The 26,023-nt window shown below is 61.7% G+C and carries 23 protein-coding genes; 20 read left to right on the forward strand and 3 right to left on the reverse strand.

Going from position 1 to position 26,023, the window contains the following annotated elements; all coding sequences use genetic code 11:
* The first annotated feature begins 46 nt into the window (after positions 1 to 46).
* The 10 genes from JK232_RS05885 to JK232_RS05930 all read left to right on the forward strand — a co-directional run bounded on the left by JK232_RS05885 (position 47) and on the right by JK232_RS05930 (position 10,786).
* Positions 47 to 781 carry a fimbrial chaperone gene (locus JK232_RS05885; RefSeq protein WP_101834214.1) on the forward strand — a complete coding sequence of 245 codons (735 nt, stop codon included), beginning with the start codon at positions 47 to 49 and terminating at the stop codon, positions 779 to 781.
* A gap of 90 nt (positions 782 to 871) precedes the next feature.
* Positions 872 to 3,418 carry an outer membrane usher protein gene (locus JK232_RS05890; RefSeq protein ID WP_072926263.1) on the forward strand — a complete coding sequence of 849 codons (2,547 nt, stop codon included), beginning with the start codon at positions 872 to 874 and terminating at the stop codon, positions 3,416 to 3,418.
* Between the two features lie 90 nt (positions 3,419 to 3,508).
* Positions 3,509 to 4,087, forward strand: coding sequence for a fimbrial protein (locus JK232_RS05895; RefSeq protein ID WP_101857590.1), 579 nt, complete (start codon positions 3,509 to 3,511; stop codon positions 4,085 to 4,087).
* A gap of 16 nt (positions 4,088 to 4,103) precedes the next feature.
* Positions 4,104 to 4,664, forward strand: a complete 561-nt coding sequence (locus tag JK232_RS05900) for a fimbrial protein (RefSeq protein ID WP_072926259.1) — start codon at positions 4,104 to 4,106, stop codon at positions 4,662 to 4,664.
* Positions 4,665 to 4,694: 30 nt separating this feature from the next.
* Positions 4,695 to 5,279 carry a fimbrial-like protein gene (locus tag JK232_RS05905; RefSeq protein WP_165698443.1) on the forward strand — a complete coding sequence of 195 codons (585 nt, stop codon included), beginning with the start codon at positions 4,695 to 4,697 and terminating at the stop codon, positions 5,277 to 5,279.
* A 177-nt stretch (positions 5,280 to 5,456) separates the two neighbouring features.
* Positions 5,457 to 6,356, forward strand: a complete 900-nt coding sequence (locus JK232_RS05910; protein ID WP_212588927.1) for a fimbrial protein — start codon at positions 5,457 to 5,459, stop codon at positions 6,354 to 6,356.
* 169 nt (positions 6,357 to 6,525) lie between these two features.
* The gene (locus JK232_RS05915) at positions 6,526 to 7,479 is read left to right on the forward strand and encodes a YbgA family protein (protein ID WP_072926250.1); all 954 of its coding nucleotides are present in this window, start codon (positions 6,526 to 6,528) and stop codon (positions 7,477 to 7,479) included.
* A 75-nt stretch (positions 7,480 to 7,554) separates the two neighbouring features.
* Positions 7,555 to 9,009, forward strand: coding sequence for a deoxyribodipyrimidine photo-lyase (gene phrB, locus JK232_RS05920; protein WP_212588928.1), 1,455 nt, complete (start codon positions 7,555 to 7,557; stop codon positions 9,007 to 9,009).
* Between the two features lie 17 nt (positions 9,010 to 9,026).
* The gene (locus JK232_RS05925; RefSeq protein WP_072926247.1) at positions 9,027 to 10,013 is read left to right on the forward strand and encodes an MBL fold metallo-hydrolase; all 987 of its coding nucleotides are present in this window, start codon (positions 9,027 to 9,029) and stop codon (positions 10,011 to 10,013) included.
* A 29-nt stretch (positions 10,014 to 10,042) separates the two neighbouring features.
* A complete protein-coding gene (locus JK232_RS05930) occupies positions 10,043 to 10,786 on the forward strand; it encodes a type 2 GTP cyclohydrolase I (protein WP_101834207.1) in 744 nt (247 codons plus the stop codon).
* A 6-nt stretch (positions 10,787 to 10,792) separates the two neighbouring features.
* Here JK232_RS05930 and JK232_RS05935 read toward each other — a convergent pair whose 3' ends face one another.
* Positions 10,793 to 12,232 carry an MFS transporter gene (locus JK232_RS05935; protein WP_101834205.1) on the reverse strand — a complete coding sequence of 480 codons (1,440 nt, stop codon included), beginning with the start codon at positions 12,230 to 12,232 and terminating at the stop codon, positions 10,793 to 10,795.
* A 203-nt stretch (positions 12,233 to 12,435) separates the two neighbouring features.
* On the opposite strand from JK232_RS05935, the gene pxpB reads away from it, so the two are divergent.
* The 7 genes from pxpB (at position 12,436) to nei (ending at position 18,137) form a co-directional block, all read left to right on the forward strand.
* Entirely contained in the window at positions 12,436 to 13,092 is a 657-nt protein-coding gene (gene pxpB / locus JK232_RS05940; RefSeq protein WP_101857595.1) for a 5-oxoprolinase subunit PxpB, read from the forward strand.
* Positions 13,086 to 14,015, forward strand: a complete 930-nt coding sequence (pxpC, locus tag JK232_RS05945; protein WP_072926241.1) for a 5-oxoprolinase subunit PxpC — start codon at positions 13,086 to 13,088, stop codon at positions 14,013 to 14,015. Before pxpB ends, pxpC begins: the two co-directional genes overlap by 7 nt.
* Positions 14,005 to 14,742, forward strand: a complete 738-nt coding sequence (gene pxpA, locus JK232_RS05950; protein ID WP_072926239.1) for a 5-oxoprolinase subunit PxpA — start codon at positions 14,005 to 14,007, stop codon at positions 14,740 to 14,742. The genes pxpC and pxpA overlap by 11 nt, the downstream gene beginning before the upstream one ends.
* A gap of 79 nt (positions 14,743 to 14,821) precedes the next feature.
* The gene (locus tag JK232_RS05955) at positions 14,822 to 15,550 is read left to right on the forward strand and encodes a DUF969 domain-containing protein (protein ID WP_101827845.1); all 729 of its coding nucleotides are present in this window, start codon (positions 14,822 to 14,824) and stop codon (positions 15,548 to 15,550) included.
* Positions 15,547 to 16,560, forward strand: a complete 1,014-nt coding sequence (locus JK232_RS05960) for a DUF979 domain-containing protein (RefSeq protein ID WP_212588936.1) — start codon at positions 15,547 to 15,549, stop codon at positions 16,558 to 16,560. The genes JK232_RS05955 and JK232_RS05960 overlap by 4 nt, the downstream gene beginning before the upstream one ends.
* Before the next feature lie 45 nt (positions 16,561 to 16,605).
* Positions 16,606 to 17,256: a pyroglutamyl-peptidase I gene (gene pcp / locus JK232_RS05965; protein ID WP_072926234.1), complete on the forward strand. Its 651-nt coding sequence runs from the start codon at positions 16,606 to 16,608 to the stop codon at positions 17,254 to 17,256.
* A gap of 89 nt (positions 17,257 to 17,345) precedes the next feature.
* Positions 17,346 to 18,137, forward strand: a complete 792-nt coding sequence (nei, locus tag JK232_RS05970; protein ID WP_212588929.1) for an endonuclease VIII — start codon at positions 17,346 to 17,348, stop codon at positions 18,135 to 18,137.
* Positions 18,138 to 18,155: 18 nt separating this feature from the next.
* On the opposite strand, the gene JK232_RS05975 is transcribed toward nei, so the two are convergent.
* On the reverse strand, positions 18,156 to 21,140 hold the full coding sequence (locus JK232_RS05975; RefSeq protein WP_212588930.1) for an autotransporter family protein: 2,985 nt from the start codon (positions 21,138 to 21,140) through the stop codon (positions 18,156 to 18,158).
* A gap of 322 nt (positions 21,141 to 21,462) precedes the next feature.
* The gene (locus tag JK232_RS05980; RefSeq protein ID WP_072926229.1) at positions 21,463 to 22,746 is read right to left on the reverse strand and encodes a citrate synthase; all 1,284 of its coding nucleotides are present in this window, start codon (positions 22,744 to 22,746) and stop codon (positions 21,463 to 21,465) included.
* A gap of 766 nt (positions 22,747 to 23,512) precedes the next feature.
* Between JK232_RS05980 and sdhC the strand changes: the two genes are divergently transcribed.
* From sdhC to sdhA, 3 genes are read left to right on the forward strand one after another with little or no spacing between them, the layout of a single operon-like run.
* Entirely contained in the window at positions 23,513 to 23,890 is a 378-nt protein-coding gene (sdhC, locus tag JK232_RS05985) for a succinate dehydrogenase cytochrome b556 subunit (protein ID WP_072926221.1), read from the forward strand.
* Positions 23,884 to 24,231, forward strand: coding sequence for a succinate dehydrogenase membrane anchor subunit (gene sdhD / locus JK232_RS05990; RefSeq protein WP_072926219.1), 348 nt, complete (start codon positions 23,884 to 23,886; stop codon positions 24,229 to 24,231). The genes sdhC and sdhD overlap by 7 nt, the downstream gene beginning before the upstream one ends.
* Complete coding sequence (gene sdhA / locus JK232_RS05995; protein ID WP_072926217.1) at positions 24,232 to 25,998, forward strand: succinate dehydrogenase flavoprotein subunit; 1,767 nt, start codon at positions 24,232 to 24,234, stop codon at positions 25,996 to 25,998.
* Positions 25,999 to 26,023 lie beyond the last annotated feature (25 nt).

Genomic DNA, 26,023 nt, shown 5'->3' on the forward strand with positions numbered 1-26,023 from the left:
GCCTGCCGGGCGGCGGGGATGTTCATTATTCATTTACAGGACACTTATGTTTTCTTTTACTCCCACCCCGGCCGCCGCCGCCGCACTGTTTGCGGTTGCCCTGACGGCAAGCTACAGCGCGCAGGCCGATATCGTCTTATCCAGCACCCGGGTTGTGTATGCCCAACCGGCAAAAAATGTCACGGTCAACCTGACCAATAAGGGCGTCAACCCGCTGCTGGCGCAGGTCTGGCTGGATGACGGCCGCGAAGACGCCAACCCGCAGGCGCTGAAACTGCCGTTTGTCGTTACCCCGCCGGTGTCGCGCCTTGATCCGGGCAAAGGGCAGACGGTGCGCATCACCTACTTGGGCCAGCCGGTCGCGCAGGACAGGGAAACACTCTACTGGTTCAACGTGCTGGAAGTGCCGCCGAAACCCAGCGCGGACGAGAAACAGAGCCTGCTGCAACTCGCCTTCCGTACCCGCATTAAGCTCTTTTTCCGCCCTGAAGGGCTGAAAGGGTCTGCGGCCGCGGCGGCTGAAAGCCTCAAGTGGTCGCTGGAAAACAGCGGCGGCAAGGCAAAAGCGACCATCCGCAATGACTCCCCTTACTACGTGGTGTTGCACAGCGGTGAATTTGTGCAGAACGGCAAGACATACCCGCTTGAGCTGTCGCAGATTGCGCCGTTCTCCAGCCTCAGCGCCACGGTAAAAGGGTCGCCTGCTCCCGGAAAAGGTGTCGTGAAATTCAACACCATCAATGACTTCGGTGGGTTAAATCAGTACGAAAGCCAACTGTAACGCCCTGTCTAACAGGGGATCTTTCAGGCAAGGACGGGTGTCACTGTGTCAGCAAAACAATTCTCTCGCCTCTTATCTGCCGGTGTCTGGGTGGCTTGCCTGATAGGTGCCAGGCACAGTTATGCCGCAGCCGACATTGAATTCAATGAGCAGTTTCTTTTCAGCACCGGTTCACCGATCGAACTGGGGCGTTTCGCGCGCGGAAACCCCGTGTTGCCCGGTACCTATCCGGTGACGATTCAGCTGAACGGCGTGCCTAAAGTCAACGGCGACGTGACCTTCCTTGAGAACGGCACGCCGGTGGCGACACCCTGCCTGACCCTGCGCCAACTGATGCAACTGGGCATCAAAACGGAAGAATTATTGCCGGCACTGGAGGCGGAAAAAAGCGCCGAACCGCTGGAGCAGCGCTGCCTGGACCTGAACCGCTACTACAGCACGGCACAGCTGAATTACGACCCCTCCGCTCAGGTGCTGGACGTCAGCCTGCCGCAGGTTTACGTGCTGCAACAACCGGCAGGCTATGTTGACCCGGCCCTGTGGGATTACGGCATCCCGGCCGCGATGCTCTCCTATGACCTGAATGGTTACCAGAGCGTCAATGACCATGACCGCAGTGAATCTGCCTATGCCGGGTTGCGTTTCGGCGGCAACCTCGGCGCGTGGCGTTTCCGGGCCAGGGGCAATCTGGACTGGGACAGTGACAGCGGCACCGACTACGACAGCCACGACATCTACCTGCAACGGGACATCCCCAGCCTGAAGGCACAATTTCTGGTGGGTGATTCCTACACCCGCGGCGACACCTTCGACTCGGTGAACCTGCGCGGCATCCGCCTTTACAACGATGACCGTATGCAGCCGCGCGGCCTCTCCAGCTTTACCCCGGTGGTGCGCGGCGTGGCTCGGACCAACGCCAAAGTCACCGTCATGCAGGACGGCAACAAGGTGTATGAAACCACGGTGCCGCCCGGTGCCTTTGAACTGACTGACCTCTCCACCGTGAGTTACGGGCAGGATCTGGACGTGACGGTTGAAGAGGCGGACGGCAGCAAAAACAGCTTCTCAATCCCTTATGCCTCCGTGACCCAGATGCTGCGGCCGGGGGCCTCCCGCTGGGATGTCGGCCTCGGCCAGTACAATGAGGGCGACCTGACCACGCGCCCGTGGGTCATGGCTGCCAACGGCTACTACGGCTTCAACAACACCTTTACCGGCTATGCCGGGGTGGAGTACCTGGACATCGGCTACGTCTCCGGCCTGCTGGGGGTGGCGATGAACACCCGTTTCGGGGCGATCGCCTTTGACGTGACCCACTCCTACCTGAATGACCCGGAAGTGGCCGACGAGATGTTACAGGGGCAGAGCTACCGCCTGTCGTACAACAAAACCCTCAGCAGCACCGACACCTCGTTTAACTTTGCCGCCTACCGCTTCTCCACCGAGCACTACATGACCCTCGCTGACGCCGCCTCGCTGCATGGCGGCAGTGATGATGAGGGGGACTACAACCAGTACCAGCGGATGAAAAACCAGGTCCAGCTCAACATCAGCCAGCCGGTACGCATCAATGACAGCGATTACGGCTCGCTCTACCTCACCGGCAGTTGGGAGGATTACTGGGGCGCGAAAGATGAACCGACCTCGCAGTTCTCTGCCGGTTACAGCAACAGCTTCCGCTGGGGCAGCTACAGCCTCTCTGTGCAGCGCACCTACGATGAACTGGGCGTCAAAGATGACAGCATCTACCTCAACCTGACGCTGCCGCTGGAAAACTTTACCCAGAGCCGCAAAGCACCGGGCGGATTCTCCAACCTGAATATGGGCATGAACGTCGACAGTGACGGCAACAGCAATACCAGCGTGTCGGCTAACGGCAGCAGTGAGGATGACCGCGTCAACTACAGCATCAGCACCAGTTACAACCGCACTGATGAGCAGTCCCTGGCGGATCTCAGCGGGTACGGCACTTACAACAGTGCCTATGGCCCGGTCAGCGCCTCGGTGTCCGTGTCGGATGAGGCGGACCGCCAGTACTCCCTGAGCTACAGCGGCGGCCTGCTGCTGCACGGTGACGGCATCACGCTGGCCCCGAACAGCATCAGTGACAGCGAAACCCTGGCGCTGGTGTATGCCAAAGGTGCAGAAGGGGCGGGCGTGGCCTCAATGGGGCGCATCAATAGCGACGGTTACGCGGTGAACACCGGCCTGACGGCCTACCGCGAAAACACGGTGGCACTGGACATCGGCACTCTGACGCAGGATGTGGAGATCAAAAACACCAGCACCCTGGCCATCCCGGCGGGTGGGGCGGTGGTGAAAGTCAACTTTGAAACCGATGACGAACGCTCGGTGCTGCTGTCCCTGACACGCAGCGACCAGGGCTTTATCCCTCTGGCGGCAGACGTGCTGCTTGACGGCCGCTCGGTGGGCGTGGTCGGGCAGGCGGGGCAAGCCTTTGTGCGCGGCATCCCGGACAGCGGCGTATTGCAGGTGGCCTGGGGCAGCGGGGCAGACCAGCGCTGCCGGGTGGACTACCGCATCACACCGGAAGCGCCGGTGCTGGCGGGCAGCCTCTCCCTTGGCGAGCAGCCCTGTGTGATGGAGGCGGGCCGCGTCGCAGACGCCAAACAGTGATGGAGACAGGAGGTCCCCCCTGACAGCGACGTCACCCTCTGGCTATTAGAACGTAGTGAAATGAAAAACCAGCAAAAAGGAAGGATGAGAATGAAGAAACTAAGCATGGCGTGCCGGGCAGTGCCCCTGGCGCTGCTGTTTACCGGTGGCCTGGCACAGGCTCAGGATGTGCCGATAGTGTTCAAAGCCAACATTGTAGAGACCACCTGTACCATGAAAGTGACCGGCGGCACCGGTGATGGGCAGAACAATACCCTGAAAATCGGTGTTGGCGGCAAAGTAGGGCTGGATAAACTGATCGCGGGCGATCAAGTGACGACGACGGCGGCCTTCTCGCTGGATATTGTGGAATGCCCCGGCAGCCTGCAAAAACTGAAAACCTCGGTAAACGGGTCAGTCAGTGAGATCCCGACCGGCATTAAAAACAACATCGCGCAGGGGGATGGCGGCGCGCAATTTATCGGCGTGAGCATCGCCCGCACCAGCGCCCCGGACAAACCGTTCAAAATTAACTCCACCACGGATGCGGAGCGCCTGGTCTGGACGGAGACGGAAATTAAGCAGGACAAAAAGGTGAACCTCACCGCCCGCCTGACGGAAACGCAGGCCAACATGGCGACGACCGGCCAATTCAGCGCGCTGGCGACCTTTGCGTTTACTTATGAATAATGTCACGGGAGAGACTATGAAAAACATCAGCATGACCGTCAGCGCAGGGATCTTCTGCCTGGGTATCGCCGCGCCCGCCCTGGCAGGCACCGACAGCGTCACAATGACCTTTGAATCCGTGATTGAGGCCGGCACCTGCGCCGCGCAAATCCAGAACGGCGCAGGCACCGTCATCAACGAGCTTAACTTCGGCAATGTCTATAAATCTGATCTGGTGAACAAAAGCCGGGTGGAGCCGTTCAAGCTGGTCTTCAGCAATTGCAGCGGTGTGGTGAAAGCGAACTATAGCGCGACGAAAAGTGCGGGTTCCGGCTGCTCCGGCCCGAGCGCCGATGGCCCGTCGTTCACCGGTACCGGTACAGCGACGGCGGTTGCGGTTGAGCTGTGGAAAGGCGAAGCGGACAACGGCACCGCGTTGGTGTGCAGCAACCCGCCGCCGCAAAACGTGAGCATCACCAGCGGCGGTGCCTCAGTGGACATGAACGCCCGTATGGTGATCGCCTATCAGCGCTCAATTAACAATGTGACCGCAGGGGATACCACCATCCCTCTCACCTTTGCCGTGACGTATGAATAATTCACGCTAACCAGCATAGTGAGCCATGACGTGAAACGACCTCTCTTTTCTGTATGCCGGCTGGTGCTGTTGGTCACCCTTAACGTTTCCGGCGCCTTTGCCGGCGACGGGAACAGCACGGATCTGACCATTACCGCCCAGATACGCGATAACACCTGCACGATAAGCCTGGACAATGAGGGTTACATGCGGCTGCCGGTCATCCATCGTGCGGCACTGGTGGACGGCGACGGCAACCCGCGGGTCAGCCCCACTGACAATACCGGCGGGGAAGCGTTTCATATCACGGTGACCGACTGCATGGAAAATGCCGGGGGCGCCGCCGCCACCGGCCTGCACTTTGCTTTCAGCCCCTATGCGCTGCCGGTGCAAAACCAGGTGTTTCTGAATGAAATCCCACCTGCTGACGGCGGCGCACAGGGGGTGGGCATCGTGATCTTCTCCCGCGAGCACGGCACCAATGTGTTGAACGCTGACGGCAGTTCGGACGTGGTGTTCCCGGCTGACGGCAACCTGCTCAAGGATTACCCGTTCACGGTGCGTTATCAGGGCACAGGGCCGGCCACCAGTGGCCTGGTCACCAGCCGGGTGCGGGTGGATGTGACCTATGACTAAAAGGAAAACAAGATGAAGCGGTTTACCTACCGGGCCTGTGTGATGGCACTGTTGCCGCTGCTGCCAGCGGCGGCGTGGGCGGGGCGGGAGTGCAATTTCAAATCATCGGGCACTTTTGTTTTGCTTACCGGAACAATCACACCGTTGCCAATAACCGGCACTGTCACGGAGCCGAAATTGCTAAGAAAAAATATGCTGGCGTATGACGGCGACGGCATTGTATCCGGATGTAGCACTGGGCCTGACGGGCAGAATTTACACGCCCGCTCTAATCTTCAGGACGTCAAAGGGTTACCCGGCGTCGATGGCGTGCAATTTAAAACCAATATTCCCGGCATTGTTTACAACGTGCATATGATGCCCAACACCACCTCAGAAGTGGATGGTTACTTGCCGCCCCAAAGCGAATGGAAAACCGTGGTATATATGCCGGGCGAAATGGATAGCGAGAACGGCAAGCTGGATGGAGAGAAGTGGCGTGTCTACATCGACATCTATCAGGATGCCGATTACCGGGGCAATAATGGGATAAGCCGGGTGCAGCCCCTATACACCACCAAGCTGGGCGATTATCGCCTGGGGGATACTAGTGGACAACCTGTCATCACACTCAATATCGAAAAAGGCAGTTTCGCCATCCCTATCTCCGCGCCCACCTGTACCAGCGCGGTGGCAGATGTCAGCAACAGCACGGTGGATTTTGGTGACGTCAATATCAACGACCTCGGGGGCGGGCGCGTACCGGTAAAACCGTTCAGCATCACCCTGAGTGGCTGCTCACTGGTGAACAGCGTGACCGCCAAACTCACCACGCTGTTTGCCAGTGAGGATGGCAACATGATGGCTAACGCGTGGATGGGGCAGCCTGGCTATGCGGAGGGCCTCGGGGTGCAAATCCGTGATGTTAACAACAACACGCTGCGCCCGAATGACCTCAACTCCTCGTCTGTCATCAATGGCTTGGAGATGGCCGGCACGGTAAAACTCAATTATACGGCAGAGTTGCGGGCAGACGGTAAAGCACGCAAAGCCGGGCCTTTCCAGGCTACCGGTGTATTCACGCTCTCCTATCAATAACGGCCGCCGCCCCAGCGGCGGCTGACCGGCAAACCCCTTCGCCTGATAATTTTTTGCGCGCTAACCTGTACAAATTTCTCTATTTGTATAAATTACTTCTCCCTGGGTACGCGGTTTGGGTGCCCGTCTTCTACACTTAATTCATCATCAACAACATCCGGGAGTTGCCGTGAGTGAAAAAATTCCCATTGGAATCAGCGCCTGCCTGTTAGGCGAGAATGTCCGTTTTGATGGTGGGCATAAGCGGTTCGGGTTTGCCGTCGAACAATTAGCCCCTTACGTGCGTTTTGAGCCAATCTGCCCGGAAATGGCCATCGGCCTGCCGACGCCGCGCCCGGCGCTGCGGCTGGTCAAAACGGATGAACGCATCGCGATGCGTTACAGCAATGACGCCTCGGTGGACGTTACTGACGCCATGCAGCGCTGGTCGGCGGAGCGCGTCAGCTCGCTCGGCCACCTGTGCGGGTATATCGTCTGCGCCAAATCGCCCAGTTGCGGCATGGAGCGGGTGCGTGTGTACAGCGCCAACGGCAAAGACGCGCGTAAAAGCGGCGTCGGCCTCTATACCGCCGAACTGATGAAACGTTACCCGTGGTTGCCGGTCGAGGAAGATGGCCGCCTGCATGACCCGATGCTGCGGGAGAACTTCGTCGAGCGGGTGTTTACGCTGTATGAACTCAATGCGCTGTGGAAGCAGGGGCTGACGCGCGGCGGGCTGATGGCGTTCCACAGCCGCTATAAACTCTCGCTGCTGGCGCACTCCCAGCCGGAGTACCGCGAGCTGGGGCGCTTTGTCGCCGCGATGGATCAGTGGGAGTCGCTGGATGCGTTCGCCATTGAGTACCGCAGCCGCCTGATGGCGCTGATGTCCCACAAAGCGACGCGCCGCAACCACACCAACGTGCTGATGCATGTGCAGGGCTACTTCCGCAAACAGCTCAACCCGTCGCAACGCCAGGAACTGACCCAGCTGATCGACCGTTACCGGCAGGGCGTGCAGCCGCTGCTGGCACCGATCACGCTGCTCAAGCACTACATGGCGGAATTCCCCGACGACTACCTGCAACAGCAGCGCTACTTCGAGCCTTACCCCGAAGCACTTTGCCTGCGCTACGGCCACTAAGCGTGCCCTGAGCAACAGCCACTGTCTGGGGCGGCCACCGTGCCGCCCCTGTTTTCATGATTCACAGGATTTTTTATGGCCACCCATCTGGTCTGGTTCAGGAACGATCTGCGTACCATTGATAACCGGGCGCTGCACGCCGCCTGCGAAGATCCGTCAGCACGTGTGCTGGCGCTGTTTATCGCCACCCCCGGCCAGTGGGCCGCACACAACATGGCCCCGCGTCAGGCCACCTTTATTTACCAGACCCTCCACCATCTGCAGGCTGCGCTGGCGGCCAAAGGCATCGAACTCTGTTACCACCAGTGTGAGGATTTCGCCGCCGCCAACGCCTGGCTGGTGGCGTTCTGCCGTGAGCAGCGCATCGACCAGCTGTTCTATAACCGCCAGTATGAACTGAATGAGCAACAGCGTGATGCGGCGCTGGAGCAGGCGCTGGCCGGGCAGGTGCACTGCCGGGCGTTTGATGACAGCCTGTTGCTGCCGCCGGGCAGCGTGACCACCGGCAGCGGTGAGATGTACAAGGTTTACACGCCGTTCCGTAATGCCTTTCTGCGCCGCCTGACGGCCTCCGACACCCGTTCACTGCCTGCGCCGCGCCCGCGCGATCAGGGCCACGTCACCCGGCACCGGCTGGCACCGTTTGACTACCCGCAACAGGCGGTGGATGAGGCGCACTTTCCGGCGGGCGAAGAGGCGGCGCTGGCGCGGTTGCGCGCCTTCTGCCGTGAACAGGTGCCGGACTACGTGCGCCAACGCGATCTGCCCGCCCTCAGCGGCACCAGCCAGCTCTCCCCGTATCTGGCGATCGGCGCGCTCTCGCCGCGCCAGTGTTTCAACCGCCTGCAGGCAGAGTGCCCTGGGCTGCTGGAGCGGCGCGACAGCGGCGCCTTTGGCTGGCTGAATGAGCTGGTCTGGCGCGATTTTTACCGCCATCTGCTGGTGGCCTGGCCGATGCTCTGCAAGCACCAGCCGTTTATCCGCTGGACGCGCTTTGTGCCGTGGCGTGCGCCGGGTGAGGCGTTCGAGGCGTGGAAACAGGGGCGCACCGGTTACCCGATTGTGGACGCGGCGATGCGGCAGATGAACCAGACCGGCTGGATGCACAACCGGCTGCGGATGATCACCGCCAGCTACCTGGTGAAAGATCTGCGCATTGACTGGCGCGAAGGCGAACGCTATTTCATGACGCAACTGATCGACGGCGACTACGCGGCGAATAACGGCGGCTGGCAGTGGGCGGCCTCCACCGGCACTGACGCCACACCCTATTTCCGCATCTTCAACCCGACCACCCAGGGCGAGCGTTACGACAAGCAGGGCGACTTTATCCGCCGCTGGCTGCCGGAGCTGGCCGCCGTGCCGGACAGTGCCATTCACCACCCGCATCGCTGGGCCGAACAGCAGCGGCGCGTGCTAGACTATCCGGCACCACAGGTTGACCACGCCACCGCACGGCGGGAGACGCTGGAGGCGTTTGAGGATGCCCGGCGCCACGCCCGCGCCCAGGAGGCTGACGACCCTTATTAATCAGCACGGAGCACGCAATGGGCAGAAGCATACGGGTAATGGCGGCGCTGCTGGCGCTCTGGTCAGCGGCGGCCGCCGCTGACTTTGACATCGTGGCGCTGGGGGTGCGCGGCGGGCTGGAAGAGGGCAACCTCAGCGCCTATCTGATCAAAAACGGCGAAAACAGCCGCTATCTGGCGCTGGATGCCGGCACGCTGCTGCCGGGCATCGCCCAGGCGCTGGCGAAAGGCAGCTTCCCGCAGGCCACGCCGGAGAAGGCCGCGCCGCTGACGCCGCAGGGCTACGTGCTGCGCGAGCTGATTGGGGCCTATTTCCTCAGCCACGGCCACCTTGACCACCTCGCCGGGCTGTTGCTGGCCGCGCCGGACGACAGCCGCAAACCGATCTACACCACCGCCGACACCGCCAACACCCTGCGCACCCACTATTTCAACTGGAAAAGCTGGCCCAATTTCAGTGACAGCGGCAACGGCACCCGGCTCGGCACGTACCGCATCAATACGCCGCCGCTGGGGCAGCGCGTCACGCTGGGTGACACCGGCCTCAGCGGCGTGATCACCCCGCTGAGCCATGACAGCAGCGCCTCATCGATGTTGCTGGTGAGCCGCGGTGATGAGGCGTTTGCCTATTTCGGCGATACCGGCAGCGATGCCAATGAGAAATCCAGACACCTGCAGGCCGCCTGGCAGGTGCTGGCGCCGCTGGTGCAGGCGCATCAGCTGAAGGGCATCCTGATTGAAAGTTCCTACGCCAACGACCAGCCGGCCAACCGGCTGTTCGGCCACCTGACCCCGGCCCTGCTGCTCGGCGAACTGGACAAACTCGCCGCCCTGAGCGGCGGCGATCAGGCGCTGCGCGGCCTGCCGGTGCTGGTCACCCACATCAAACCCTCATTACAGGCGGGCAAAGATGTCCCGGCCGAGGTGAAACAACAGCTTGAGGCCGGTAACCGCCTCGGCGTTAACTTCATCTTTATGCAACAGGGCGAACACATTACCCTGTGAGCCTGACTTACCGATTAAGAGAACACACCATGCGCAATACCGAGCTTGAACGCCTGATTAACCAGAAACTTAACGTCAACGACTTCAAAGATTACGCGCCCAACGGGTTGCAGGTCGAGGGGCGCGACGAGGTGCGGCGTATCGTGACCGGCGTCACCGCCAGCCAGGCACTGCTGGATGCCGCCGTGGCGCATCAGGCGGATGCGATTGTGGTTCACCACGGCTATTTCTGGAAAAACGAGCCGGTGGCGGTGCGCGGCATGAAGCGTAACCGGCTGAAAACCCTGCTGACCCATGACATCAACCTCTATGGCTACCACCTGCCGCTGGACGCCCACCCGGAGCTGGGCAACAACGCGCAACTGGCGCAGGCGTTCGGCATTGAGGTGCAGGGCGAGGTGATGCCGCTGGTGCCGTTCGGCGAGCTGGCGACCCCGCTCACCGGCGAGGCGCTGCGCCAACGGATTGAGCAGCAACTCGGCCGCAGCGTGCTGCACAGCGACATCGGCGCGCCGGAAACCATCAAACGCGTGGCCTGGTGCAGCGGCGGCGGGCAGGGCTTCATCCAGCAGGCGGCCGAGTTCGGCGTTGATGCCTTTATCAGTGGGGAAGTGTCGGAGCAGACCATCCACATCGCCCGCGAAATGGGGCTGCACTTCTTTGCCGCCGGGCACCACGCCACCGAACGCGGCGGCGTGCGCGCCCTCGGTGAGTGGCTGGCCGCTGAGCACGGGCTGGACGTCACCTTTATTGATATTGATAACCCGGCGTAACCCGGCTCAGCCGGTTTTTTTCCGCGCCGTGTCCTCTTCCGCCGCCCCGCCTGGGGGGGCGTCATCCTCCAGCAAAATAAACGCCCGTTGCAGGCCGGTATCGCTCTCCGGGTCCGCGCCCTGCGGCGGAAACGCGTTCTCCTCCTCACCGGCCGTTAACGGGTCATCATTCACGGAAGCCGGGGCCGGCATCGTTTCCTGAATCAGCTGCTCATCAAATGCCGGGTTCAGCGCCGGTGAGAGGGGTGAACTGGTCAGGCTGTCCGGCATGGCGGTGTGCGGCACCGGGGCATCCTGCGCCTGCGCCGGTTCCCCGGCGGCTTTCGGGGTGCGCGTCAGGGCGGCGATCCCGGCGGCGCATACCGCAAAGAAGGCGTAAAGGCTATTCGCCCCCAGCGGCTGCATCAGCGCGCCCACCAGCAGCGGCCCCACACAGGCCCCCACGCCAAACGCCATCAGCAAACAGGCAGACAGCGACACCCGCCGCTCCGGCGCGATCAGGTCATTGGCCAGCGCCACCACCAGCGGATACAGCGAAAACTGCATCAGGCTCACCGCAAAACCGATGGCCAGCAGCAGCGGGAACGGCAGGTGCGGCAACACTGCCAGCGGCAGCGCCGCCACCGCCAGCAGCAGGGCGCACAGGCGCATCAGCCGGGTGCGGTTGTAGCGGTCAGAGAGCCAGCTCAGCGGGAATTGCGCCACCAGCCCGGCAAAAATCGCCAGCGCCATAAACAGCCCGGTCTGGCGGGTCGACAGATCCAGCTGGCTGGTATAGACCGGTGCCATGCCGTAAAACGCGCCGACCACCATGCCAATCACCAGGGTAATCGCCAGGATTTTTGGGATCGCGCCGATGAAAAATTTCAGCTCCATCGGTGCCGGTGACATGTGCCCGGCGTGGGTGCGGGTGGTCAATGCAATCGGCACCAGACACAGCGCAAAACAGAGCGCGATAATCAGCAGCGTGCTTATCCCCAGCCCATCCTGCAACATCAGCACCACCTGGCCGAGGGCCATGCCGAGGTAAGAGGCCGCCATATAAAACCCGAATACCGTGCCGCGCTGCTCAGCGGCCGCCTGATCGTTAAGCCAGCTCTCCAGCACCATGTACTGGCACATCATGCACAGGCCAATAACCAGCCGCAGCGCCACCCACAGCGGGATGATGTCCGTCAGGCCGTGGCCGAGCACCGCGGCGGTGATGATGCCGGAACAGGAGACATAGGCGCGGATGTGGCCGACACGGGCGATCAGCATATGGCCGACCTTCCCGCCGATCACCAGCCCAATGTAGTGGGCTGCGATGATGGCACCAATCAATGCGCCGCTGACCTGCACGGCCGTGAGCCGCAGGGAGACGTAAGTGGTCAGCAGGCCGGAGCCGAGCAGCATCAGCAGGGTGGTGGTGTAGAGGGGAAAAAAGACACTCAGGGTTTTTTTCACGCTATCTCCCTTATCCATGTAAAAAAAGCCGGCCGGTGGGCTGGCCCTGCGCTGCTTCACCGGCGCAGAACAGGCAACCTTATGCTATTGATACTAGCAGGTGCGGCGACAGGGTAAGGGGCGGATGGTTGACAGCGCCCCCTGCTTTCCTGCATAACGATGCGGGTTTAATTGATAATTATTCTTTATCTAAGGGGCGGGAAGTGCAGCGAGCACGTTGTTATCTGTTAGGGGAGCGCGCGGTCGTTCTCGAGCTGGAGCCGCCGGTGACGCTGCAAAGCCAGCAGCGGATCTGGGGGCTGGCGGAGCGGTTACGGGGCCGGGATGATGTCCGCGAGGCGGTGCCGGGCATGAATAACCTCACTATTTTTCTGGCCGAGCCGCAGACGGTGGCGCTGGATGCCATTGAGCGGCTGCAACGCTGGTGGGAAGAGAGCGAGGCGCTGGTGCCCGACGCGCGGGACATCGACATCCCGGTGATCTACGGCGGCACCCACGGCCCCGATCTGGAGGTGGTGGCGCGCCATACCGGCCTGACCCCGCAACAGGTGGTTGAGGCCCACGCTTCCGCCCACTATGTGGTCTATTTCCTCGGCTTCCTGCCGGGCTTCTCCTATTTCGGCGGGATGCCGGAGCACCTGGCGACCCCGCGCCGCGGCGAGCCGCGCCTGCTGGTGCCGGCCGGTTCCGTCGGCATTGCCGGGGCGCAGACCGGCATCTACCCGCTGGCCTCGCCCGGCGGCTGGCAACTGATTGGCCTGACGCCGCAGGCGCTGTTTATGCCTGACCAGATGCCGCCGACCCTGCTGCGCCCCGGTGACAACGTGCGCTTTGTGCCGCAACAGGAGGGCGTATGCTGAAAATTATCCGTGCCGGGATGTATGCCGCCGTCCAGGATTTGGGCCGCCACGGCTTCCGCGCCCTCGGCATCAGCCAGACCGGCGCGCTGGACCAACCGGCGCTGCAACTGGCGAACATGCTGGTGGGCAACGCGCCCGACAGCGCCGGGATCGAAATCACCCTTGGGCAGTTCACCGCTGAATTCCTGCGTGACGGCTGGATAGCGCTGACCGGTGCCGGCTGTGACGCCGAACTGGACGGACAGAAACTCTGGACCGGCTGGCGTTACCCGGTCAAACCGGGGCAGCGGCTGGTGCTCGGGATGCCGAGACGCGGTATGCGCAGCTATCTGGCGATTTCCGGCGGCATCAATGTGCCGGAGGTGCTCGGCTCCCGCAGCACTGACCTGAAAGCCGGGATTGGCGGCTTCCACGGGCGGCGTTTGCAGGAGGGCGATCTGCTGCCGCTGGGCGAACCGCAGAACCTGCCGCAGCGCGCCACCGGCATCAAACAACTGCTGTTCAGTAACCGCATCCGCGCCCTGCCGGGGCCGGAGTATCAGGAGTTCAGCCCGGCTTCGCGCGAGTCATTCTGGCGCACTGCCTGGCAGCTCAGCCCGCAGAGTAACCGTATGGGCTACCGCCTGCACGGCCACGCGCTGGAACGCACCACCGACCGCGACATGCTGTCGCACGGCTTGCTGCCGGGCGTGGTGCAGGTGCCGGGCAACGGCCAGCCGATCGTGCTGCTGGCGGATGCGCAGACCACCGGCGGCTACCCGCGGATCGCCTGCGTCATCGAGGCGGATCTCTATCACCTGGCGCAAATCCGGCTCGGCGAGCCGATCCATTTTGTGAAATGCACGCTGGAAGAGGCCCATCAGGTCAAGGCCGATCAGGACCGGTTCCTGCAACAAGTGGCACGGGGGTTATATGGCCGTTGATTTGAATGCGGATTTGGGTGAGGGCTGCGCCAACGATCGTGAACTGCTGCAACTGGTAAGCTCCGCCAATATCGCCTGCGGTTTCCACGCCGGGGACGCGCAAACCATGGTGCAATCGGTGCGCTGGGCGCGTGAGTTCGGCGTCGCTATCGGTGCACACCCCAGCTTCCCGGATCGTGAAAACTTCGGCCGCACGGCGATGCAACTGCCGCCGGAAACGGTCTACGCGCAGGTGCTCTACCAGATCGGCGCACTGGCGGCGATCGCCCGTGCCGAGGGCGGCACGCTGGTGCATGTGAAGCCGCACGGGATGCTCTACAACCAGGCGGCGAAAGACCCGGCGCTGGCGGATGCCATTGCCCGCGCCGTCCTGGCGGTGGACGGCACGTTGCGGCTGGTCGGGCTGGCGGGCAGTGAGCTTATCCGCGCCGGCCAGCGGCTGGGGCTGCAAACCCGCCAGGAAGTGTTTGCTGACCGCCGCTACCAGGATGACGGCACGCTGGTGCCGCGCAGTGAGCCGGATGCGTTAATCGAGAGTGACGAGCAGGCGCTGGCGCAAACCTTGCATATGGTGGAGCGGGGCGAGGTCATCAGCCGCAGCGGGCAGGCGGTGCCGGTGCAGGCGGACAGCGTCTGTGTGCACGGCGACGGCGCCCACGCGCTGGCGTTTGCCCGCCTGCTGCGCCGCAGTTTTGAGCAGCGGCAGATCGCCATCCGCGCCGCCTGATTTTTCCCCTTTTTCGCCCGTTTGGGGCATGTTACGCACCGGGCCTTGCCCGGTGCTGATCGCTTTGGGAGCAGGAACTATGCAAGAGGCTGTCAACTTATGGCCGCTGGTGGGCATTGCCGCCATCGTCATTGGGTTTTTATTGCGCTTTAACGCGGTGCTGGTGGTGATTGTCGCCGGTATTATCACCGGGCTGGCGGCGCAGATGCCGGTGGCCGCCATCCTGGAGAAACTCGGGTCGGGCTTTCTCAGCACCCGCACCCTGCCGCTGATCCTGCTGCTGCCGCTGGCGGTGATCGGCCTGCTGGAGCGCCACGGGCTGAAGGAGCGGGCGCAGGCGTTTATCGCCACCATCCACAGCGCCACCGCCGGGCGCCTGCTGACGGTCTACCTGCTGGCACGTGAGCTGACGGCGGCGCTGGGGCTGACCAGCCTCGGCGGCCACCCGCAGATGGTACGGCCGATGCTGGCACCGATGACCGAAGGGGCGGCCACCGCGCGCCACGGTGAGCTGCCGGAAGCCACCCGCCACCGGCTGCGGGCGATGGCAGCGGCGACCGACAACGTCGGCCTGTTCTTTGGCGAGGATATTTTTGTCGCGTTTGGGGCCATCATCTTTATGCATAATTTCATGCTGGAGTCCGCCGGGATCCAGACCGAGCCGCTGCACATTGCGTTGTGGGGCATCCCGACGGCGGTGTGCGCGTTCCTGATCCACGCCTTCCGCCTGAACCGGCTTGACCGGCAGCTCCGGCGTGAGCTGTCCGCCCTGAACAGCGCGGCCCTGTCACGCAAAGGAGGCCAATAATGTTCCAGCAACACTATCTCTATGTGCTGGCCGGGGTCTTGCTGCTGATTGTCAGCGTGATGTCCCTGCGTGACCGCGCCAACCCGCGCCGCCTGTTTACCGGGCTGTTCTGGGGGCTGTATGGCCTGATTTTCCTGCTGGGTGACTGGGCCGGGCAGTGGGCCGCCGCGCAGGGCGGGGCAGAAGGCGTGCGCACGCTGAACATTGCGGTGGGCGTGGTAGTGGTGCTGATGGCGCTGATCGCCGGGTGCGGCGGGGTGCGCCTCGGCAGTTACCACCAGCGCAGTGAGAAAGCGCGTGCCGAAAGTGCAGGGCGGCTCGGCAACCGGCTGTTCCTGCCTGCGCTGGCGATCCCGGTGGTGACGGTGCTGGGCGTGCTGGCGTTCAACAATATCCCCGGCCTGGCGGCCACGGTGTTTGGTGCCGGCAGCCCGCCGACGCTCAACACGCTGTTCTCAATGCTGGTCGGCTGCGTGGTCGGCCTGCTGATGGCACTGCGGATGACGCGGGATTCGGCGCTGCAATCGGTGCAGGAGACGCGCCGCCTGCTGGATGCCATCGGCTGGGCGTTTATCCTGCCGCAAATTCTCGCGACGCTCGGGCTGCTGTTTACCTCGGCCGGGGTCGGCAGCGCCATTTCCCACCTGACGCAGGAGTACCTGGCGGTGAACCACCGGCTGGTGGCGGTGGCGGTGTATGCCGCCGGCATGGCGCTGTTGACGATGGTGATGGGCAACGCCTTTGCCGCCTTCCCGATCGTGACCGCCGGGATCGGCATCCCGATTCTGGTGATGCAGCAGGGCGGTAACCCGGCGGTGATGGCGGCGATCGGCATGTTCTCCGGCTATTGCGGCACCCTGATGACGCCGATGGCGGCCAACTTCAACATTGTGCCCGCCGCGCTGCTGGAGTTGCCGGACCGCAATGCGGTGATCAAGGCACAGATCCCGACAGGGCTGGCACTGCTGTTGGTGAATATTTTCCTGCTCTATTTTTTGATGTTTTTATGAGCATACTGGCTATGCTGAAAACAGGGCCTGCGGGGAGATGAGACGATGCAAACTGTATTGATTACCGGGTTTGAACCCTTTGATGGTGAGCGCATCAACCCCTCCTGGGAGGTGGTGAAGCGGCTGCATGATATGGAGCTGGGCCGCGTGCATATCGTGGCGCGCCAACTGCCTTGCGTGTTCCACCATGCGCTGGAAGCGCTCGAGGCGGCGATAGCGGACACCCAGCCGCGGCTGATTCTGGCGGTGGGGCAGGCGGGCGGCCGGGCGGAAATCAGCCTGGAACGGGTGGCGATCAACGTCGATGATGCCCGCATCCCGGACAATCAGGGGCAGCAGCCGATTGATGAGCCGATTGTGCCGGGCGGCCCGGCGGCGTACTTCTCGCAACTGCCGATCAAGGCGATTGTTGAGGGGCTGCGCGAGGCGGGCATTCCGGCGGCGGTGTCGCAAACCGCCGGGACGTTTGTCTGTAACCATGTGATGTACGGGTTACTGCACCATCTGCACCTGAAAAACAACCCGCGCATCAAGGGCGGGTTTATCCATATCCCTTATCTGCCGGAGCAGGCGGCGCACCATCCCGGCAGCCCGAGCATGGCGGCCAACACCGTGCTGACGGCGCTGGAGCTGGCGATCGCCATTGCACTCAACACCGAGCGCGACCTGCTGGTGGGCGGCGGCGCAACCCACTGATCCACGGCTTTTACGCTATACTTCAGGGCATTGGCAGGCACGTTAACGCGTGCCTGACCTGTTTATGACATAGCGAAGGAGCAGTCCCCATGCCTGAAGGCCCGGAAATCCGGCGCGCGGCCGATAAGCTTGAAAAAGCGGTAGGCGGCAAGCCGCTGACCCATGTCTGGTTCGCCTTTCCCCAGTTGCAACCCTACCAACCTGAACTGATCGGCTGCCGCGTCATCCGCTTTGAAACCCGCGGCAAAGCGCTGCTGACCCACTTTTCCAACGGCATGACGCTCTACAGCCACAACCAGTTGTATGGCGTCTGGCGGGTGGTGAAACCGGGGGAGGAACCGGCGGGCAAGCGCTCGCCGCGCGTGCGGCTGGAAACCGCGGACAAGGCGGTGGTGCTGCTGAGCGCCTCAGACATCTCCTTGTGGGTCACGGATGAGGTAGACACCCATCCGTTCCTGGCGCGCATCGGGCCGGATGTGCTGGACATGGCCCTGACGCCGGACATCGTGCGTGAGCGGCTGATGTCCCCGGCGTTCCGCCGCCGCCAGCTGGCGGGCACGCTGCTGGATCAGGCGTTTATCGCCGGGCTGGGCAACTATTTGCGGGCAGAGATTCTCTGGCAGGCGCAACTTGCCCCGCACCACAAACCGCAGGATCTCAGCGAGGCACAGCGGGAGGCGCTGGCCGAGGCGGTGCTCAGCATTGCGCGCCTCTCCTATGCCACGCGCGGCAAGGCTAAAGAGAGCAAACGCCACGGCGCGTTGTTCCGCTTCCGGGTGTTCCACCGCGCCGGGAAACCCTGCGAACGGTGCGGCAGCCTCATTGAGAAAACCACGCTCTCCTCCCGGCCGTTTTATTGGTGCCCGGCCTGCCAGCACTGACCCACAGGGTAAAGGAAATCAGAAAGCGATTTTTACCCCGATCATCCCGGCATAGCCGTCGCTCTGCCGGTCAAACGCCTGCTGATAGCGGAACTCCCCGTAGGCGCTGGCGCGGTCACTGAGGGTGGCCGCCACGCCCAGCCCGGTTTGCCAGTAGCTGTTGCTGAACCCGGTCTGGATCTGCTGTGAACCAACGCGCACCGCCGGTTCATCCCCGATCAGTGTGGCGGCATCCAGCGTCAGATAGGGCTGCCAGTGGCCAACGTCACGGTACAGGCGCAGCCCGGCACGCGCCTCGCCGCTGCTTTGCGCCACGCCGGAGACGGGGCTGATCGCGTCGTGAAACCCGTCCAGATGCAGGTACTGGTATTTCAGTTGCAGTTGCGGCTCCAGCATGAGCAGGTTACCCAGGGCGAACGGTTTCCCGGCCTCGAAAGAGGCGGCAACGCCCACCCCATGCTGCGCGCTGTGCCCGGCACTGAAATAGTCATTATGAAGCGTGCTGAGCTGGCCGATCACATCCAGATAACCGCCATCGTCGGCCTGCACGCTGTAGTAGCCGCCGAGGCTGTAAATCTCACTCTCGATCCGGCCGGTCGCGATGGAGAGCGCCGGGTTCAGTGCGCGCTGGCGGTCTTCGGCGTCCGTGCGCTGGCTGCCGAGCGTCAGCACCCAGCCGGCGCGGGTGGTGGCCGTGCTGCTGCGGTCTTCGTACACGTCGTTGCCCAACTGCACATAGCGGGTTTCGCTGTCATAACCAAACCGGCCGGAATCCAGATCCTGTTGCTGGTCAAACACCCGCAGCCAGCTGCCGTCCAAGTGCGCCACATCGCCGCCGGTGCGCTGGTGGTAGGTGCCGAGCGCATCAAACAGGTAACGCTGGTTGAGCACCGGTGCCGCCAGGTAACCCGGCACCTCTTCCCGCCACGGGATGTCGTCCGGGTCGGGCTGGGGGGCCGGTGGCGCAGGGTGCGGATCGTCTGACGGCGTGTCGTCCGGCGGCAGATCGTCCGGTGTCACCGGCTCGTCAGTAAAGGTGGAGCGCAGGTACCAGTCGTCGGCATCCTGTGCGCCGCCCTGGTAGAGGAAATAGTCGTAGGCATCCACCGCCACCCGCTGCCCCAGCGTCACGCTGCCGCTGCTGCTGCCGTCCACCTGAATCACGTTGATGCCGTCACCGGTGGTCAGCCCGCCACGGCCGCCGGTGTTATGCACGAACAATTGGTAATCGCCGCGCATCTCGCTGGTGACCACCAGCCGGTCGGTGTCTGAGGCGTTACCGGCCAGCGCGGTATTCAACAGCAGATCGCCGCCGCCGCTCAGGCTATCGGTATGCAGGGTCAGGTAGCGATCGCCGTGGTGCTGCATGGCGAGCGTACCGCCGCCCAGCGCAAGCTGATTGATACGGCTGTCACCGGTCATCGCCCATTGGCTGGTGGCGTCAAGCGTGAGCTGGTTGAGCTGCGGCGTGGCCCCCTGCCAGCGGGAGGCGTCGCGCAAATGCAGGGCGGCGTTGTTCTCTGCCGCCAGGGGATCGATCAGCACATCACCGGTCAGGCGTGAATGGCCGCCCGCATTGAGGGTGACGTCATCATGCACCAGGTTGCCCGCCGTGTCCTGAATGACGGCGGTTTCCAGCAGCACGCCGTTCCCGCCGGTGAGCTGGCTGCTGTTGGCGAGGTTAATCGTGATGCCGCCGCCCAGCGCGGAGACGGCTGCGGACTGTGCGCTCTGGATCGTGCTGTTATCCAGCGTGATGGCGGTGGTGGCGGCCCGAAGCGCCGGGTCGTTGAGCATCGTGATGCCGTGGGCGTCAACACCCCCGGCAGTCAGGTGGCTGTCAGTGAGGGCAAGGGTGGCGTTGGCGTAGGTTTTTATCGCATCCGCCCGGTCGCCGGAGGCGGTGCCGGTCAGGGCGGTAGCGGCGATATGGCTGTCGCCAAAGTTAAGCAGCAGGTTGCTGTTTTCGCCGGAGGTGGCGGCAGAAACCCCGTTCAACGCCACCTCACCCCCGCGCGCGGCAGCGATGGCCGCGCTGCGTTTGCCTGCCGTGTTCAGCACCAGATCGCGCGCATGGGTTGTGGCTTCGGTATAGAGGGCGTGCGAATTATTGCCAAGCGTCGTGATCCGGCTGCCTGCCATCGCCAGCCGGCCGCGGTTATCTATGGCGTGCGCGCCGTTGCCTTCGGTGGTCAGCGTCATATCGTTGGCCTCCATCTGCACGCGCTCATCCACCAGCCAGACGCCGTAACCGTTCCCGGCGCGTATAAGATAGTCGCCGCCGTTGACGGTGATCCGGCTGTTGCCGCTGGCGTTAATCAGGTAGCTGGGCCGGCCGCTTTCCAGCCCGTTGACCGCCACGTTAAGGCCGTTCAGCGTAAGGCGGCCTTGCTGGGTTTCCGTGCCGGAGACGTTAAACACGTCCAGCGTGCCCTGCGTCGCCACCCGGATATCGCCGCCGTTGAACACGGCCTGAGTGCCGATGATATCCACCACTTCCATCGTCGGCGCGCTGCCGTGGGCCGTGTTGTCCACCACGATCTGCATATTGTCGGCGCTCAGGGTGGCACCGAGTTTACTTTGCAGCGCAGAGACGCCGTCTTGCAGTGAAATAACCGCATCAGCCAGTGTCGCCGTGACATGGCCGGCGAGTTCAATCCCTTTGGCCTTTTTCCCGCCGACATGGATGAGGATATTTTTTGCCTCCAGCGTGGTGGGCGGCAGGGTATTTTCACCGTCGGCCGCAATACCTTTTGCTGTTATTCCGTCAATGGTCAGGGTGCTGTTTGTGAGGGTGAGACGGCTGCCGTTATTCACGGTGAGGGCATTGGCGCTGTCGCTGTAAATATCAACGTTATTCAGCGTATGGGCGGCACCGTCATTGATAATGCGTGGGTGGCGATCCTCCGCCCAGGCGGCGGTCAGCGGCGGCAGGCTGCAAAGCAGTCCGGCAATCACGGTTTTACGGAACAGGGGGCGGTGGGCTGCGGGCCGGTGATGCATTTTTCTTCCTGAAAAAAGGCGTGGATAAAAAAACACCCCACCGAAAAGGGGCGGCCGGTGAGGCGCGTAAAAGGCGGCAAAATAGAGGGCGGGGCGGGGCTTTTCAACGATTTTCTTATTTTCTCAAAACGGCACAGGCTTAGGCATTGAATAAGAAATGGTTCTGAAAAATATTGATTTAGTGAATAGATAAAGAATATTCACAATAATGATAATGTGGGGCGAAAGACGGGCTGGGAATAATAGAATGAGGCACCGGGCAGGCATAAAAAAACCGGGATGCCAACGCATCCCGGTCTGGGTCAGAGGCCGGTGAGGGCCGTTATTTTTTCAGCTCGCTTTTGAAGTCACGCTTATCGTAACCGGTGTAGAGCTGGCGCGGACGGGCAATTTTAATGCCGTCCTGGTGCATTTCATTCCAGTGTGCAATCCAGCCGACGGTACGCGCCATCGCGAAGATCACGGTAAACATCGAGGACGGGATTTTCATCGCTTTCAGGATGATGCCGGAGTAGAAATCGACGTTCGGGTAGAGTTTGCGCTCGATGAAGTACGGGTCGTTCAGCGCGATGTGCTCCAGCTCCATGGCGACTTCCAGCAGGTCGTCTTTCATGTTCAGCTCGTTGAGCACTTCATGGCAGGTTTCACGCATCACGGTGGCACGCGGGTCGTAATTTTTGTAGACACGGTGGCCGAAGCCCATCAGGCGGAACGAGTCATTTTTGTCTTTCGCGCGGCGCACGAATTCCGGGATGTGCTCCACGGTGTTGATCTCTTCCAGCATCTTCAGGCAGGCTTCGTTCGCGCCGCCGTGCGCCGGCCCCCACAGTGAGGCGATGCCTGCCGCGATACAGGCAAACGGGTTCGCGCCGCTGGAACCGGCAGTACGCACGGTAGAGGTGGAGGCGTTCTGCTCATGGTCAGCGTGCAGGATCAGGATGCGGTCCATGGCGCGTTCCAGCACCGGGTTCACCTTGTACTCTTCGCACGGGGTGGCGAACATCATATGCAGGAAGTTACCGGCATAGGAGAGGTCGTTGCGCGGGTACACAAACGGCTGGCCGATGGAGTATTTGTAGCACATCGCGGCCACGGTCGGCATTTTCGACAGCAGGCGGAAGGCCGCAATCTCACGGTGGCGTTCATTTTCCACGTCAATCGAGTCATGGTAGAAGGCCGCCAGTGCGCCGGTCACGCCGCACAACACCGCCATCGGGTGCGAGTCACGGCGGAAGCCGTGGAACAGGCGGGTGATCTGCTCATGCACCATGGTATGGCGCGTCACGTTGGTGCGGAACTCTTCAAACTGTGCTTTGGTCGGCGCTTCGCCATACAGCAGGATATAGCTCACTTCCAGGTAGTTGGATTCTTGCGCCAGCTGGTCAATCGGGAAACCACGGTGCAGCAGCACACCCTGATCGCCGTCGATGTAGGTGATTTTGGATTCACAGGATGCGGTGGAGGTGAAACCGGGATCGAAGGTGAACAGCCCCTGGGAACCCAGCTTGCGGATATCAATCTCCTCCTGACCGAGCGTACCGGCCAGCACATCCAGTTCAATCGGGTCACTGCCTTCCAGGGTCAGTGTCGCTTTCTTATCAGCCATTTTACTGTCTCCTTAGCGCCTTATTATTAAAATCTGTCACAACCGGGCTGTCACTGCCGGGAGAGGCCCGGCATGTGCCACAACGGACGCATGAGCAGCTGTAAGCGGAAAGGGAACAGCGTTCATGACGTGCAGTTTATGAGGTGTAATCCCCTCTGGGCGCCAGCCCTCTGGAGCAGACCTTACAGGGCGGACAAGCTGCGTTCCGGGTTGTTAACGACTCAGTAGATCTTGGGTAACCGGATTCATCACCCTACGGCATCGCTTTACGACACAGGGCCGGCCCCGCTAAAGAGGTCAGCCGCTACAGGTTTTCACATAACGAACGGTTTTGCGCAAAGTACACCTTTGCATAACTCAAAGTACACTTTTGCATAACTTATGCTCCCAGGGAAGTGCCGATCTGAGAAGCCTGAAGCCGTAAGGGAGAGGGCATGCCTATTTGTAATGGAAATGTTGATCTATTGTCAAACTAGATAATTAATTTTGTATCTTTTGTGAAAAATGTGGCTTGGATCACTGTTTTGGGGAAATGTGACCAAAGGGTTTGTGTGGTAATTGTAATGAGAATGTGAACGGCCTATACTGCCGCCAGGTCTCCGGAACACCCTGAAGTAGGAGCACCCAGCGTTAATAAGACCGCGCCGTTTAAGCACAGTGGATGTTGTTGTTTGAGCGCGTGACGTGAAGGGCCAAGGCTCTTAACGCTGTCTGATCCCACCCAGGCCGGAGGAAGGAAAATAATAAGAGCTGTGTGGGCTAATCCGTGAAAAAACAAAGACCTGTCAACCTGGATCTGCAAACGATCCGGTTCCCTGTTACTGCGATAGCGTCAATTTTACACCGAGTCTCTGGCGTAATCACCTTCGTTGCGGTGGGTATCCTCCTCTGGCTTCTGGGCATTTCCCTCTCTTCTGAAGAGGGGTTCATGCAGGCAGCGGCCATTATGAATAGCGGGTTCGTTAAATTCATATTTTGGGGAATCCTGACCGCACTTGCCTATCACATTTGCGGTGGCATCCGCCATTTGTTAATGGATTTTGGCATGATTGAAGAGAGTTTGGCCGCTGGTACCCGCTCAGCCTACGTGGCGATAGGGCTGACCGTCGTGCTGTCAATTCTGGCTGGAGTTTTGGTATGGTAAGCAATGTCTCAGCATTAGGGCGTAATGGCGTGCACGACTGGCTTCTGCTGCGTGCGTCAGCCATCATCATCACGCTGTATATCATCTACCTGGTGGGCTTCGTGCTCATCGCCCCCCCGATTACCTTTGCCGTCTGGCATGGCTTCTTCGCTTCCCCGGTCACGAAAGTATTCACCCTGCTTGCCCTGTTTTCGACCCTGGTTCACGCCTGGATCGGCATGTGGCAGGTATTAACGGACTATATGAAGCCGTTCGCCTTCCGTCTGATGGTGCATTTTGCCGTCGTCGTGGCGCTGCTGGCTTACTTAATTTATGGATCTATCGTGGTGTGGGGAGTGTAAATGAATCTGCCAGTCAGAACCTTTGATGCAGTGGTAGTGGGTGCCGGCGGGGCCGGTATGCGCGCTGCACTGCAAATTTCGCAAATGGGCCTCTCCTGCGCCCTGGTGTCCAAAGTCTTCCCGACCCGCTCCCATACGGTGTCCGCACAGGGCGGCATCACCGTCGCGCTGGGCAACAGCCATGAGGACAACTGGGAATGGCACATGTATGACACGGTAAAAGGCTCCGACTACATCGGTGACCAGGATGCCATTGAATATATGTGTAAAACCGGCCCGGAAGCGATCCTGGAGCTGGAGCACATGGGCCTGCCGTTCTCGCGCCTGGATGACGGCCGCGTCTACCAGCGCCCGTTCGGCGGCCAGTCCAAGAATTTCGGCGGTGAGCAGGCGGCGCGTACTGCGGCCGCGGCTGACCGTACCGGCCATGCGTTGCTGCACACCCTGTACCAGCAGAACCTGAAAAACGGCACCACCATTTTCTCCGAGTGGTATGCGCTGGATCTGGTGAAAAACCAGGATGGCGACGTGCTGGGCTGTACGGCCATCTGCATCGAAACCGGTGAAGTGGTCTACTTCAAAGCCAAAGCCACGGTGCTGGCCACCGGCGGCGCAGGCCGTATTTACCAGTCCACCACCAACGCCCACATCAACACCGGCGACGGTGTCGGCATGGCGCTGCGCGCCGGGGTGCCGGTGCAGGACATGGAAATGTGGCAGTTCCACCCGACCGGCATCGCCGGGGCAGGGGTACTGGTCACCGAAGGGTGCCGCGGCGAAGGCGGTTACCTGCTGAACAAAGATGGCGAACGCTTTATGGAGCGTTATGCGCCGAACGCCAAAGACCTGGCCGGCCGTGACGTGGTGGCGCGTTCCATCATGATCGAAATCCGTGAAGGCCGCGGCTGTGACGGCCCGTGGGGCCCGCACGCCAAACTGAAGCTCGACCACCTCGGCAAAGATGTGCTGGAGTCCCGCCTGCCGGGCATCCTGGAGCTCTCCCGCACCTTCGCCCACGTTGACCCGGTGAAAGAGCCGATCCCGGTTATCCCGACCTGCCACTACATGATGGGCGGCATCCCGACCAAAGTCACCGGCCAGGCGCTGCGCCTGAATGCCAACGGTGAGGATGAGGTGATCCCGGGCCTGTTCGCGGTCGGCGAAATCGCCTGCGTATCGGTACACGGTGCCAACCGCCTGGGCGGCAACTCGCTGCTTGACCTGGTGGTGTTCGGCCGTGCGGCCGGGATGCACCTGCAGGAATCGCTGCTGGAACAGGGCACCCTGCGCGATGCCACCAATGACGACATCGACGTGGCCCTGGAGCGCCTCAACCGCTGGAACAACACCCGTTCCGGCGAAGACCCGGTGGAGATCCGCAAGGCACTCCAGGCCTGTATGCAGAACAACTTCTCGGTATTCCGTGAAGGGGACGCCATGGCGAAAGGGCTGGAAGAGTTGCGCGGCATCCGCGAGCGGCTGAAAAATGCGCGCCTCGACGATACCTCCAGCGAATTCAACACCCAGCGCATCGAATGCCTGGAGCTGGATAACCTGATGGAGACCGCGTTCTCCACCGCCGTATCCGCCAACTACCGTACCGAGAGCCGCGGCGCGCACAGCCGCTTCGACTTCCCGGAGCGTGATGATGAGAACTGGTTGTGCCATACGCTGTATGAACCGCAAACCGAGAGCATGACCCGTCGTCAAGTGAACATGCAGCCGACGCTGCGCCCGGCCTTCCCGCCGAAAGCGCGTACTTACTAGTCAGCGGCATGTTGCGCAGGAGCCA

Origin of the sequence: Nissabacter archeti, from assembly GCF_018257325.1 — a bacterium.
In the GTDB taxonomy this organism is placed as follows: Bacteria; Pseudomonadota; Gammaproteobacteria; order Enterobacterales; family Enterobacteriaceae; genus Chimaeribacter; species Chimaeribacter arupi.